Raw genomic sequence first — 11931 nt, 5'->3', positions numbered from 1 at the left:
AGCATGGTGGATGCCAGGAGCACGGCCCAGCCTGGGCCACGCTAATCAACCGTCAACTATTGGCAGGGTAAGAAGCCTTCGGGCTCTCTCATGAATGACCTGCCGGAAGGAGCGTCGGCATGCCCGTCGTAACCATGCGCCAGCTGCTTGACAGCGGCGTCCACTTTGGACACCAGACCCGTCGTTGGAACCCGAAGATGAAGCGCTTCATCTTCACGGAGCGCAACGGCATCTACATCATCGACCTGCAGCAGTCGCTGTCCTACATCGACCGTGCCTACGAGTTCGTGAAGGCCACCGTTGCACACGGCGGCACCGTCCTCTTCGTCGGTACCAAGAAGCAGGCACAGGAAGCCATCGCCGAGCAGGCCACCCGCGTCGGCCAGCCGTACGTCAACCAGCGTTGGCTCGGCGGTATGCTGACCAACTTCCAGACGGTTTCCAAGCGCATCCAGCGCATGAAGGAACTCGAAGAGATCGACTTCGACGACGTCGCCGGTTCCGCTTACACCAAGAAGGAACTGCTGCTTTTGCGTCGCGAGCTGACCAAGCTGGAGACCAACCTCGGCGGTATCCGCAACCTGACCAAGGCGCCTTCGCTCCTGTGGGTTGTCGACACCAAGAAGGAACACCTCGCCGTCGACGAAGCCAAGAAGCTGAACATCCCGGTTGTGGCCATCCTGGACACCAACTGCGATCCGGACGAAGTTGACTTCCCGATCCCGGGTAACGACGACGCTATCCGCTCCGTGAACCTGCTGACCCGCGTCGTTGCCGACGCCGTTGCCGAGGGCCTGATCGCCCGCAACCAGCGCGCCACGGGCACCACGGAAGCCCCGGAAGAGCCGCTGGCCGAGTGGGAGCGTGAGCTCCTCGAAGGCAACAAGGCCGAAGAGGCTGCCCCGGCCGCCGAAGCTGCACCGGAAGCCGAGGCTGCTCCGGAAGCCGCCGAGGCCCCGGCCGCGGACGACGCCAAGTAGTCACCCCGGCTTAGCCGCACTTCCCCGCGCGCTGCCCGCAGCGTGCGGGGGTACCGACAGGATGGCCGCTCACCTAGCGTGAGCAGCCGTCCTGTCGGTCCGTACACCAGACAAAATTTTCTAGACAGAGGGGTTCACATGGCGAACTACACTGCTGCTGACATCAAGGCCCTGCGCGAGCGCACCGGCGCCGGCATGATGGACGTCAAGAAGGCTCTCGACGAGGCCAACGGCGACGCCGAGAAGGCCATCGAGATCATCCGCATCAAGGGCCTCAAGGGTGCCACCAAGCGCGAAGGCCGCTCCACGGCCGAGGGCCTGGTTGCCGCCAAGGTCGCCAACGGCGTCGGCGTGATGGTCGAAGTCAACTGCGAGACCGACTTCGTTGCCAAGGCTGACAAGTTCATCCAGCTGGCCGACAAGGTCCTGACCGTCGCCGTCGAGTCCGGTGCCGCCGACCTCGAGGCCCTCCTGGCTACCGACGTTGACGGCAAGCCGCTCTCCGAGGTTGTCGTCGAAGAAGGCGCCATCCTGGGCGAGAAGGTCGTCGTCCGCCGCATCGCCCGCATCGAGGCCCCGACCGTCGACGCGTACCTGCACAAGACGTCCAAGGACCTCCCGGCCCAGGTCGGCGTCCTGTTCGCCGTCGACGGTGAAGGCGAAGCCGCCGCCGCCGCCGCCCACGACGTCGCCGTCCACATCGCCGCCATGGCCCCGAACTACCTGACCCGCGAGGACGTCCCGTCCGAGCTGGTCGAGTCCGAGCGCCGCATCGCCGAGGAAACCGCAAAGGCCGAGGGCAAGCCCGAAGCCGCGATGACCAAGATCGTCGAAGGCCGCGTCACCGGCTTCTACAAGGGCGAGGTCCTGGTTGACCAGGCATTCGCCAAGGACGCCAAGAAGTCCGTCGCCGCCGTCCTCGAAGAGGCCGGCGTGAAGGCTACCGGCTTCGCACGCTTCCGCGTCGGTTCCTAACCGGCAACGCCAGGGGGTGGTCACTTCGGTGGCCACCCCTTTTGCATGCGCAGGAGACCCCCGGGCGCCTGCGCCGGGCCCCGGTCGGCAGGGAATGCCGCCGCCGGGCCCCGGCACGATAACCTTTTGAGAGCTCACCAACGGGAAGGCACCATGGATACCGTCAACAATTCCGCCCAGCCAACGAAGACGCGGCGCCGCGTCCTCCTCAAGCTCTCCGGCGAGGTCTTCGGCGGCGGCAAGCTGGGCGTCGACCCGGATACCGTCCGCGGGGTCGCCAAGCAGATCGCCGCGGCCGTCCCGGACGTCGAGGTCGCGATCGTCGTCGGCGGCGGAAACTTCTTCCGCGGCGCCGAGCTCTCGCAGAGCGGCATGGACCGCTCCCGCGCCGACTACATGGGCATGCTCGGCACGGTCATGAACTGCCTGGCGCTGCAGGACTTCCTGGAGCAGGCCGGCGTCGAGACCCGCGTGCAGAGCGCCATCACCATGGGCCAGGTCGCCGAGGCGTACATCCCGCGCCGCGCCATCCGCCACATGGAGAAGGGCCGCGTCGTGATCTTCGGCGCCGGCGCAGGCCTGCCTTACTTCTCCACCGACACCGTCGCCGCGCAGCGCGCCATGGAGGTACACGCCGACGTCGTCCTGATGGCCAAGAGCGGCGTGGACGGCGTCTACACCGCCGACCCGAAGAAGGACCCCACCGCGGAGAAGCTGCACAAGCTCAGCTACGACGAGGCCCTGCGCCGCGACATCCGCGTCATGGACCAGACCGCCATGACCATGTGCAAGGACAACAACCTCACCATGGTCGTCTTCGGCATGGAGGGCGAGGGCAACGTCACCCGCGCCATCCGCGGCGAGGACCTGGGCACCGTGGTCACCCCCTAGCTCCGGCTAGGATGGTTTGAGGACAGTTCAGCTCCCCGGGCTCTGGGGCGCGCACCAAATTTCTGAGGAGAGAACGTGATCGAAGAGACCTTGCTCGAAGCCGGCGACAAGATGGACAAGGCGGTCGAGGTTGCCAAGGAAGACTTCGCCTCGATCCGCACAGGGCGCGCCACCCCGGGCCTGTACAACAAGGTCATGGTGGAGTACTACGGCTCGCCGACCCCGCTGCAGCAGCTGGCGTCCTTCGCCGTGCCGGACGCCCGCACCATCCTCATCACCCCGTTCGACAAGACCGCGCTGCGCGACATCGAACGCGCCCTGAGTGACTCCGAGGTGGGCGCCAACCCCTCCAACGACGGCAACGTCATCCGGGTCACCATCCCGGAACTGACCAAGGAACGCCGCAAGGAATACGTCAAGATCGTCAAGTCCAAGGGCGAGGACGCCAAGGTGTCCATCCGCAACATCCGCCGCAAGGCCAAGGAAACCCTGGACAAGCTGGTCAAGGACGGCGAGGCCGGCGAGGACGAGGGAACCCGTGCCGAGAAGGAACTGGACGCCCTGACCAAGTCTCACGTCGACGGCATCGACGAGCTGCTCAAGCGCAAGGAAGCCGAGCTGCTCGAGGTCTGATGACAGGCGAACAGCAGGCACCCGGGCCGCGCGTCCGGGTGAGGGGGAAAGAGCGGAAGAACCCGACGCCCAAGGCGGGCAGGAATCTTCCCGCCGCGACGGCCGTCGGCCTCGCCATGCTCTTTGCGGTGCTCGGCGGCCTGCTGTTCCTGCCCCTGGCCTTCGTCCTGATCGTCACCGCCTTCGCCGTCTTCGGCGTCTGGGAGGTCTACCGGGCCCTGGAGGCCTCCGGCACCCGGCTGCCGATCATCCCCGCGATGACCGGCACCGTGGCGATGCCGGTCTCCGCCTACTTCGGCGGCCCGGAAAGCCTCATGTTCGCGTTCCTGCTCAGCAGCGTCGCGGTGCTGCTGTGGCGGTCGCTGGAGGGCGCCGCGGGCTCGGCCCGCAGCATCTTCGCCGGCGTCTTCACCATGGCGTGGGTACCCTTCCTGATCAGCTTCGCGGTCCTGCCGCTGCACGCCTCCGGCGGGATCACTCCGGTCGGCTTCTGGCCAAACGGCGTGGTGCCCGTCGGGGCCTGGCAGATCGGCACCCTGCTGCTCTTGGTGGTCTCCAACGACACCTTCGGCTACCTCGTCGGCGCGTCCCTCGGCAAACACCCGATGGCCCCCAAGATCAGCCCGAAGAAGTCCTGGGAGGGCTTCGCCGGGTCTGTGGGCGGGGCCGTCGTCGTCGGCGTCCTGGCCTCGATCTTTGTCCTCGGTGAGCCGTGGTGGTTTGGTGCCGCCCTCGCCGTGGGCATGGTGGGAGCGGCGACCGCCGGTGACCTTGCCGAGTCCATGGTCAAGCGTGAGCTTGGCATCAAGGACATGGGCAACAGCCTGCCGGGCCACGGGGGAGTGATGGACCGGCTGGACTCCATCGTCTTCGCCTCGCCGGTGGCCTTCATGATTTTCTCTGCCGCCGCGGGCGGCTGAGCGGGCGGACAACCCGGCCCCGGCGCCTACAATGGTGCCCGTAAAAAGCGCCGTACCGGATCGGCCAGAGCCGGACAACCAGCGCCGAACAACAAGAGCCGCACGGCCTCGAAGGATAAGAAGTAAACAGTGGACAGCAACCGAGTGGACCTCAACCGGCAGATCCCTGCCTCCTTTGACCGCGTCCAGCGCAACCAGTACGGCTACAACGCCAAGCAGGTGGACCAGTTCCTGCGGCAGGCCAGGGTCTCCTTCGAGACCCCGCAGGCGGCCGAGCGCGTGGTCAAGAGCGCCGATGTCCGCGCCGTCACCTTCGACCCGGTCAAGGGCGGCTACGCGGCCGCGGCCGTGGACGCGGCCCTGGACCGGCTCGAGGACGCCCTGGCCCGCCGGGAACGCGACGAACTGGTCGGCGAACGCGGTGAGGACGCTTGGCTGCGTGAGATCGGCCGGCTGGCCGGGCTGCTCCGCGGCCGGCTGCACCGCCCGGACGGGCAGCGCTTCCGGCGGCCGGCGAAGGCCAAAGTCCGCAGCTACAACATCGCCGACGTCGACGGCCTCTGCCACGAGCTGATCGGCTACCTGGACGAGGACCAGCCGCTCAGCGTGGACAACGTCCGCCGCGCCACCTTCCGGCCTGCCGTCGGCCGCGACGGCTACGAGGAAACCCAGGTGGATGCGTTCCTGGACAAAGTCGTCGAACTCATGGCCGCCATCGACTGACGCGGCCCTAGCGACCGGCCGCCAACTGACCCGCAGCTAGCGCTCCGTCACGAGCGGCCGCTCGGGGGTGTGCAGCCGGGTCATGAGCCGGGTGATGCTGCTCGGCACCCGGCCCCGGGTGGCCCGGGACACCAGGACCATGACGGCGAACGCGGCCGGCACCGTCCACGCCGCCGGCTGCGCCAGCCACGACGGCGTCCCCGCCGCGCCCAGCACCGCGCCGGCCAGCATCGAACCGCCGCACGCCAGCGCCCCGGTCAGCATCCCCGCGATCGCCCCGGCATCGGTCAAACCGCGCCACCAGATCCCCAGCAGCAGCACCGGGCAGATGGTCGAGGCGGTGAAGGCGAACACCAGCCCCACGCTCCCGGCCAGCGCCGTCGAATCCGTCGTCGCGGCGATCCCCAGCGGCACCACGGCCGAGAACAGCGCCGCGAGCCGGAAGCCGCGGACGCTGCCGCCCAGGATGTCCTGGCTGATCACGCCGGCCAGCGAGACCACCAGCCCGGAGGTGGTGGACAGGAACGCCGCGAACGCCCCGGCCACCACCAGCGCGGAGAGCAGGTCCCCGGCGAGGCCGCCGATCATCCGGCCCGGCAGCAGCAGCACCAGCGCGTCGGCCTGCCCCGCCCCCGCGGCGCCGGGGGCGAAGACCCGCCCGATCAGCCCGTACGCGGTGGGGAAGAGGTAGAAGACGGACAGCAGCCCCAGCACGATCAGGGTGGTCCGCCGCGCCGACTGGCCGTCCGGGTTGGTGTAGAAGCGCACCAGCACGTGCGGCAGGCCCAGCGTCCCGAAGAGCAGCGCCACCAGCAGCGAGATGTTCTGGTACGGGCCGGCCGGCGGCATCCCGGTGGGGTTCACCGGCGCCTCGGCCACGGCGGGGGTGCCGGTGCCGGCGAGCACCAGCAGCAGGAACAGCAGCGGCACGGCCAGCGCGGTGAGCTTCAGCCAGTACTGGAAGGCCTGAACGAAGGTGATGGAGCGCATCCCGCCGGCCATCACGGTGACGCAGACGACGGCGATCACGGCCACCTGGCCCACCCAGGCCGGCAGCCCGGTGGTGATCCGGATGGCCAGCGCCGCGCCGTGCAGCTGCGGGACGATGTACAGCCAGCCCACCATCACCACCACCAGGCTGGTGACCCGGCGGACGGCCCGGGATTCCAGCCTCGCCTCGGTGAAGTCCGGGATGGTGTACGCGCCGGAGCGGCGCAGCGGGGCCGCCACGAACAGCAGCAGCATCAGGTAACCGGCGGTGTAGCCCACCGGATACCAGAGGGCGTCGGTACCCGAGAGCAGGATCAGGCCGGCCACGCCCAGGAAGCTGGCCGCGGAGAGGTATTCGCCGCCGATGGCCGAGGCGTTCCACCACGGCCGGACGGTGCGGGACGCGACGTAGAAGTCCCCGGTGGTGCGGGAGATCCGCAGGCCGTAGAAACCGATCACGGCGGTGGCGAGGGTGACGGCGGCGAAGGCGGCGACGCCGACCACCGGGTTCATGGCCGCCTCACCGCTCGCCGGCGAGGTCGCGGTAGCGGGCCTCGTTGCGTGCCGCGGTCCGGACGTAGAGCCAGGCGCTCAGCCCGATCACCGGATAGATCCCGGCGCCCAGCAGCACCCAGTCGAAGGGCAGGCCGGCGATCCGCAGTTCGGCGAGTCCCGGCACCAGGCCGAGCAGCAGCGCGAAGCCCAGCATGATTAGCAGGAACCCGGCGGCCACCACGATCCCGAGCCGGAGCTGGGACCGGATCAGCGCGCGGACGAACACCTGACCGGCGTCGGTCTCTTCCGCCGCCTTCCGTGCCTCAGCCGCGGCTCTGCCACGCCCGGAACCGGCGCCCGTGGTGACGCGGCGCGGGGCGGTGACCCTGACCCGGGTCATGCCTGCGGCCGGATCCGGGTGGCCTCCAGCTTTTCGCGGACCGGGGGCAGGTGCCGGCGGCTGATCGGCAGTTCGGCGCCAGCCACCGCCACGCTGGGCCGGCCCGCCGCCAGCTTCAGGTGACCGACGTGGGCCAGCGACACCAGGTAGGAGCGGTGGATGCGCAGGAAACCGGCCCCGGCCCACTGCTGCTCCAGGTCCGCCAGTGGCACCCGGATCAGGTAGCTGGCATCGGCGGTATGCAGCCGGGCGTAGTCGCCCTGGGCCTGAACGTAGGTGACGTCGTCGCGGCGGATCATCTTGGTGGTGCCGCCCAGGTCCACGGTGATCATCTCCGGGGCCGGTCCGCCGTCGCGCAGCAGCTCACTGATCCGGCCCACAGAGCGGGCCAGCCGCTCGGCGCGGACGGGCTTGAGCAGGTAGTCCACGGCGGCGAGCTCGAAGGCCTCGAGGGCGCAGTCCTCGTCCGCGGTGACGAAGACGACGGCGGGCGGCCGGGCGCTGCGGGCGATCACCCGGGCGATGTCCAGGCCGGAGAGGGCGGGCATGTGGATGTCGAGGAAGACGGCGTCGACGTCGGCGCTCTCCAGGGTGCGGAGCGCCTCGGCGCCGGAGGAGGCGCGGTGGATGGTGCCGATCCGGTCGTCCCGGCCCAGCAGGAACGCCAGCTCCTCCACGGCGGGCAGCTCGTCGTCGGCGACGAGGACGTTAATCATGGTCCTAGGGTACCGCCGTGCCGGAGCCCCGACGGGCGCCATGGCGGCGTGGGCCGGGCGTTGGCTCAGGCGTCGTGGCGGGGCTGGGACTTCGGGACGCGCAGGGTGATCAGCGTGCCCTCGCCGGGCGCCGTCTCGATCACCAGGCCGTTGTCCTCGCCGTAGACCTGCCGCAGCCGCGCGTCCACGTTGTGCAGGCCCACGTGGTCGCCGCCGCTGTGCCCGGCCAGGACCGAGCGCAGCTGATCCGGGTCCATGCCGACGCCGTCGTCCTCGATCGTCACCTCGGCGAACGCGCCCGAATCGTTGGCCGTGATGCTGATGTGCCCGGGCCCCTCCTTGGCCTCCAGGCCATGCCGGACGGCGTTCTCCACCAGCGGCTGCAGGCTCAGGAACGGGATCACGGTGCTTAGCACCTCCGGCGCGATCCGGAGGCTGACCTGCACCCGCTCGCCGAAGCGGGCGCGCTCCAGCAGCAGGTACCGGTCAATGCAGCGCAGCTCCTCGGCCAGGGTGGTGAAGTCCCCGTGCCGGCGGAACGAATAGCGGGTGAAGTCGGCGAACTCCACCACCAGCTCCCGGGCCCGGACCGGGTCCGTATTGATGAAGGATGCGATCGCGTTCAGTGAGTTGTAGATGAAGTGTGGGCTGATCTGGGCCCGCAGCGCCCGGACCTCCGCCTCCATCAGCAGCGTCCGGGAGGCATCGAGTTCGGCCAGTTCCACCTGGGTGGCCACCCAGTCCGCCACCTCGCCGGTTGCCCGGACCAGGCCGGACCCCGCCTCGGGTGCGAATGCGGCCACCACTCCGGCCACCCCGGACCCCACCCGGATGGGCGCGATGACAGCCGCGTAGCCGGCTCCGGGAGAGCCGGCGGGGGAGCGGCCGCCCGGGGCCCGCAGCTCCCCGGCTGGGATCACGGCGGTATGGCCGCCCGCCAGCACCGTCGCGGCCACCTCCATCAGGACCGGGCGGAGTTCCTCGGCCGCGCCGTCCCAGGCCAGGACGCCCGTGGTGTCCGTGATGGCGAACCCGTCGCAGCCGAGCAGCCCGCGCAGCTGCCGGCTGGCCTTGCCCGCGCCGGCGGGGTTCAGGCCGGTCCGCAGGTGCTGGCCGGCCCGGGACGCGGCGTGCAGGGTCTTATAGGTCGCGCGCTCGGCGTCGGTGCCAAGGTCGCGGAAGGAGCGCAGGACCTTGAGCCCGACGGCGATGACGACGGCGATCGCCAGCGCGATCACGGCGATGGCCGCGGCGCTGACCAGGGGGGAGTCCGGCATGCTGCCAGCGTAGCGCCCGGCCGTGCGGTCCGCCGTTTGTCGCAGCGCGGCGACCGCTGGGCGACGCCGCCCGCGCCGGTGCTGGAATGTAGCCCACGTCACGTTGCACAGTGATTCCAGTCACACAATCCCGGGGGAGTGTTGTCCGGAGGCCGGAATGCCCGGCGGTGACTCGCCAGTCTCAATGAGGAGGAATGATGGGTCACGACGCCCAGCATACGGACGCAGCGGCGTCCGTGGACTTCAAGCAAGTCCAGTCGACGGAGCAGTTCCAGGAACTGCGCAAACGTCACCGCAGCTTCGTCTTTCCGATGGCCATCGCGTTCCTGCTGTGGTACTTCGCCTACGTCCTGCTGGCCGACTATGCGGTGGGCTTCATGTCCACCAAGGTCTGGGGCAACATCAACGTCGGCCTGATCCTGGGCCTGCTGCAGTTCGCGTCCACGTTCGCGATCACGGGCTGGTACGTCAGCTACTCGAACCGGAAGCTGGACCCCATCGCCTCCGAGATCCGCCAGGAGATCGAAGGCCACGAGTTCGACAAGCACGGCAACCGAGTGAGCGGAACGGCCCAATGACACTGCACGCATCCCTGACGGTCCCCGCGGTCAACGTCGCCGCGCTCAAGGACACCACCCTCCTGAACATGGGCATCTTCGCCCTCTTCGTCGCGGTCACCATGGTGATCGTGTTCCGCGCCAGCCGGAACAACAAAACCGCCGCCGACTACTACGCCGCCGGCCGGTCCTTCACCGGTTCGCAGAACGGCACCGCCATCGCCGGCGACTACCTCTCCGCCGCGTCCTTCCTGGGCATCACCGGCGCGATCGCGGTCAACGGCTACGACGGCTTCATGTACTCCATCGGCTTCCTCGTCGCCTGGCTGGTGGCGCTGCTGCTGGTGGCCGAACTGCTCCGCAACACGGGCAAGTTCACCATGGCCGACGTGCTCTCCTTCCGGCTCCGGCAGCGTCCGGTCCGGATCGCCGCGGCCATCTCCACCCTGGCCGTCTGCTTCTTCTACCTGCTCGCCCAGATGGCCGGCGCCGGCAGCCTGATCTCCCTGCTGCTGGGCATCAGCGACTGGGGCGGACAGGCGCTGGTGATCATCGTCGTCGGCGCCCTGATGATCATGTACGTCCTGATCGGCGGCATGAAGGGCACCACCTGGGTGCAGATCATCAAGGCCATGCTGCTGATCGCCGGTGCCGCCGTGATGACCTTCTGGGTCCTCGCGATCTACGGCTTCAACCTCTCGGACCTGCTTGGCGGCGCCGCGGAGACGGCCAAGAACCCGGCCGTCCTGAACCCGGGACTGCAGTACGGCAAGTCGGACACGTCCAAGCTGGACTTCATGTCCCTGGGCCTGGCCCTGGTGCTCGGCACCGCTGCCCTGCCGCACGTGCTGATGCGCTTCTACACGGTTCCCACCGCCAAGGAAGCCCGCAAGTCCGTGGTCTGGTCCATTTGGCTGATCGGCATCTTCTACCTGTTCACCCTGGTCCTGGGCTACGGTGCCGCGGCCCTCGTGGGCGCCGACACCATCAAGGGCGCCCCCGGCGGCGTGAACTCCGCCGCCCCGCTGCTGGCCTTCCACCTCGGCGGCCCGCTGCTGCTGGGCTTCATCTCGGCGGTGGCGTTCGCCACGATCCTCGCCGTCGTCGCCGGCCTCACCATCACCGCGGCGGCATCCTTCGCCCACGACATCTACGCCAACGTGATCGCCAAGGGCAAGGCCGACGCCGAGACCGAGGTCAAGGTGGCGCGCCGCACGGTGATCGTCATCGGCATCCTCGCCATCGCCGGCGGCATCTTCGCCAACGGCCAGAACGTCGCCTTCCTGGTGGCCTTGGCCTTCGCCGTCGCCGCCTCCGCGAACCTGCCCACCATCGTGTACTCGCTGTTCTGGCGCCGGTTCACCACCCAGGGCGCGATCTGGAGCATGTACGGCGGCCTCGCCGCCGCCATCATCCTGATCGCCCTCTCCCCGGTGGTCTCCGGCACCAAGACCTCGATGATCGCCGGCGCGAACTTCGCGATCTTCCCGCTCAGCAACCCCGGCATCGTCTCCATCCCGCTCGCGTTCTTCTTGGGCTGGCTGGGCACCGTGCTGGACAAGCGGCGCGAGGACACCACCAAGCAGGCCGAGATGGAGGTCCGCTCCCTGACCGGGGTGGGCGCCGAGAAGGCCACCAACCACTAACGCATCACCGCGTAGCTGCATCACCGAACGACACAGGACCCCCGCGCCGCCCGGCGCGGGGGTCCTGTGCGTTCCGGGTCAGCCCTCGGCCGGGCCGCGTTCGAGCAGCGGTTGGATCCGGAACGGGATCATCTCGCTCATCGCCAGAGCCGTGTCCGTCCGGTCCACCCCGTCGCAGGAGAGGATCTTGCCGTTGATCCGGAACAGGTCCTCGGCGTCGCGCGCCACCACGCGCAGCAGCAGGTCGGCCGAGCCGGTCAGGCCATAGCCCTCCAGGATCTCCGGGACCGCGGCCAGCTCCACCGCCAGCCTGCCCAGCTTCTGCTGCTGGACGTGGACCGAGATGAAGGCCATCAGCGGGTAGCCCAGCGTGGCCGGATTGATCCGGCGCTCGAAGGAGAGGAATACGTGTTTCTTCTCCAGCTGGGCCATCCGGGCCTGCACCGTGTTGCGGGAGAGTCCCAGCTTCTGTGCGAGGGCCACGACGGTGCCGCGCGGGTCCCGCGCCATGGCCGAAAGCAAGCGGGTGTCGGTGCCATCCAAGGGTTGCATAGTGCGCAAGGTTAGCACGGTCCGGAACGTCTGAACCGGGCAGGATGCTCAAAATATCAGTGGGTGGTTGTACCCAATGGCACTTGTGAGTAGGGTCACAATTATCCGGGGCAACGGCGCCCGGGTGGCCGCCGCGCGCTGGGATCACGAGTCCCGCGGGCAGGGGTCAGACGACG

At 69.0% G+C, this 11931-nt stretch carries 13 protein-coding genes; 8 read left to right on the top strand and 5 right to left on the bottom strand.

The features are described 5' to 3' along the window. Positions 1-119: 119 nt before the first annotated feature. The 6 genes from rpsB (at position 120) to AB0305_RS15550 (ending at position 5122) form a co-directional block, all read left to right on the top strand. Positions 120-980, top strand: coding sequence for a 30S ribosomal protein S2 (rpsB, locus tag AB0305_RS15575; protein WP_290258404.1), 861 nt, complete (start codon positions 120-122; stop codon positions 978-980). A gap of 138 nt (positions 981-1118) precedes the next feature. Then, positions 1119-1955 carry a translation elongation factor Ts gene (tsf, locus tag AB0305_RS15570; protein WP_364137073.1) on the top strand — a complete coding sequence of 279 codons (837 nt, stop codon included), beginning with the start codon at positions 1119-1121 and terminating at the stop codon, positions 1953-1955. A gap of 153 nt (positions 1956-2108) precedes the next feature. Then, positions 2109-2846 carry a UMP kinase gene (pyrH, locus tag AB0305_RS15565; protein ID WP_290258402.1) on the top strand — a complete coding sequence of 246 codons (738 nt, stop codon included), beginning with the start codon at positions 2109-2111 and terminating at the stop codon, positions 2844-2846. Between the two features lie 75 nt (positions 2847-2921). Next, entirely contained in the window at positions 2922-3479 is a 558-nt protein-coding gene (gene frr / locus AB0305_RS15560) for a ribosome recycling factor (RefSeq protein WP_290258401.1), read from the top strand. Beyond that, positions 3479-4399, top strand: coding sequence for a phosphatidate cytidylyltransferase (locus tag AB0305_RS15555; RefSeq protein WP_364137075.1), 921 nt, complete (start codon positions 3479-3481; stop codon positions 4397-4399). The genes frr and AB0305_RS15555 overlap by 1 nt, the downstream gene beginning before the upstream one ends. Before the next feature lie 144 nt (positions 4400-4543). After that, positions 4544-5122 (top strand): DivIVA domain-containing protein, encoded by a 579-nt coding sequence (locus AB0305_RS15550; protein WP_290258577.1) that lies wholly within the window; start codon positions 4544-4546, stop codon positions 5120-5122. A gap of 36 nt (positions 5123-5158) precedes the next feature. Here the strand turns inward: AB0305_RS15550 and AB0305_RS15545 are convergent, their stop codons facing one another. The 4 genes from AB0305_RS15545 to AB0305_RS15530 all read right to left on the bottom strand — a co-directional run bounded on the left by AB0305_RS15545 (position 5159) and on the right by AB0305_RS15530 (position 9000). Further along, entirely contained in the window at positions 5159-6625 is a 1467-nt protein-coding gene (locus AB0305_RS15545; RefSeq protein WP_364137077.1) for a cation acetate symporter, read from the bottom strand. 7 nt (positions 6626-6632) lie between these two features. Further along, entirely contained in the window at positions 6633-7007 is a 375-nt protein-coding gene (locus AB0305_RS15540) for a hypothetical protein (RefSeq protein ID WP_364137079.1), read from the bottom strand. Beyond that, complete coding sequence (locus AB0305_RS15535; protein WP_364137081.1) at positions 7004-7723, bottom strand: LytTR family DNA-binding domain-containing protein; 720 nt, start codon at positions 7721-7723, stop codon at positions 7004-7006. The genes AB0305_RS15540 and AB0305_RS15535 overlap by 4 nt, the downstream gene beginning before the upstream one ends. 65 nt (positions 7724-7788) lie before the next feature. After that, on the bottom strand, positions 7789-9000 hold the full coding sequence (locus AB0305_RS15530; RefSeq protein ID WP_364137083.1) for a histidine kinase: 1212 nt from the start codon (positions 8998-9000) through the stop codon (positions 7789-7791). 197 nt (positions 9001-9197) lie between these two features. On the opposite strand from AB0305_RS15530, the gene AB0305_RS15525 reads away from it, so the two are divergent. Together AB0305_RS15525 and AB0305_RS15520 are read left to right on the top strand one after the other, a co-directional pair. Next, positions 9198-9578 (top strand): DUF485 domain-containing protein, encoded by a 381-nt coding sequence (locus tag AB0305_RS15525; protein ID WP_364137321.1) that lies wholly within the window; start codon positions 9198-9200, stop codon positions 9576-9578. After that, a complete protein-coding gene (locus AB0305_RS15520; RefSeq protein ID WP_290258395.1) occupies positions 9575-11203 on the top strand; it encodes a cation acetate symporter in 1629 nt (542 codons plus the stop codon). The genes AB0305_RS15525 and AB0305_RS15520 overlap by 4 nt, the downstream gene beginning before the upstream one ends. A 78-nt stretch (positions 11204-11281) precedes the next feature. Here the strand turns inward: AB0305_RS15520 and AB0305_RS15515 are convergent, their stop codons facing one another. Then, entirely contained in the window at positions 11282-11755 is a 474-nt protein-coding gene (locus tag AB0305_RS15515; protein WP_290258394.1) for an Lrp/AsnC family transcriptional regulator, read from the bottom strand. Between the last annotated feature and the right edge of the window lie 176 nt (positions 11756-11931).

Source organism: Arthrobacter sp. NPDC080086 (assembly GCF_040702285.1).
The sequence above is the reverse complement of the archived record's forward strand: the minus strand, read 5'-3'. Positions and strand labels throughout refer to the sequence as shown.

Bases quoted from the DNA above. Each gene is read 5' to 3' on its own strand.
- rpsB (WP_290258404.1), top strand. From the start codon at position 120: ATGCCCGTCGTAACCATGCGCCAGCTGCTTGACAGCGGCGTCCACTTT.
- tsf (WP_364137073.1), top strand. From the start codon at position 1,119: ATGGCGAACTACACTGCTGCTGACATCAAGGCCCTGCGCGAGCGCACC.
- pyrH (WP_290258402.1), top strand. From the start codon at position 2,109: ATGGATACCGTCAACAATTCCGCCCAGCCAACGAAGACGCGGCGCCGC.
- AB0305_RS15555 (WP_364137075.1), top strand. From the start codon at position 3,479: ATGACAGGCGAACAGCAGGCACCCGGGCCGCGCGTCCGGGTGAGGGGG.
- AB0305_RS15545 (WP_364137077.1), bottom strand. From the start codon at position 6,625: ATGAACCCGGTGGTCGGCGTCGCCGCCTTCGCCGCCGTCACCCTCGCC.
- AB0305_RS15540 (WP_364137079.1), bottom strand. From the start codon at position 7,007: ATGACCCGGGTCAGGGTCACCGCCCCGCGCCGCGTCACCACGGGCGCC.
- AB0305_RS15535 (WP_364137081.1), bottom strand. From the start codon at position 7,723: ATGATTAACGTCCTCGTCGCCGACGACGAGCTGCCCGCCGTGGAGGAG.
- AB0305_RS15530 (WP_364137083.1), bottom strand. From the start codon at position 9,000: ATGCCGGACTCCCCCCTGGTCAGCGCCGCGGCCATCGCCGTGATCGCG.
- AB0305_RS15525 (WP_364137321.1), top strand. From the start codon at position 9,198: ATGGGTCACGACGCCCAGCATACGGACGCAGCGGCGTCCGTGGACTTC.
- AB0305_RS15520 (WP_290258395.1), top strand. From the start codon at position 9,575: ATGACACTGCACGCATCCCTGACGGTCCCCGCGGTCAACGTCGCCGCG.
- AB0305_RS15515 (WP_290258394.1), bottom strand. From the start codon at position 11,755: ATGCAACCCTTGGATGGCACCGACACCCGCTTGCTTTCGGCCATGGCG.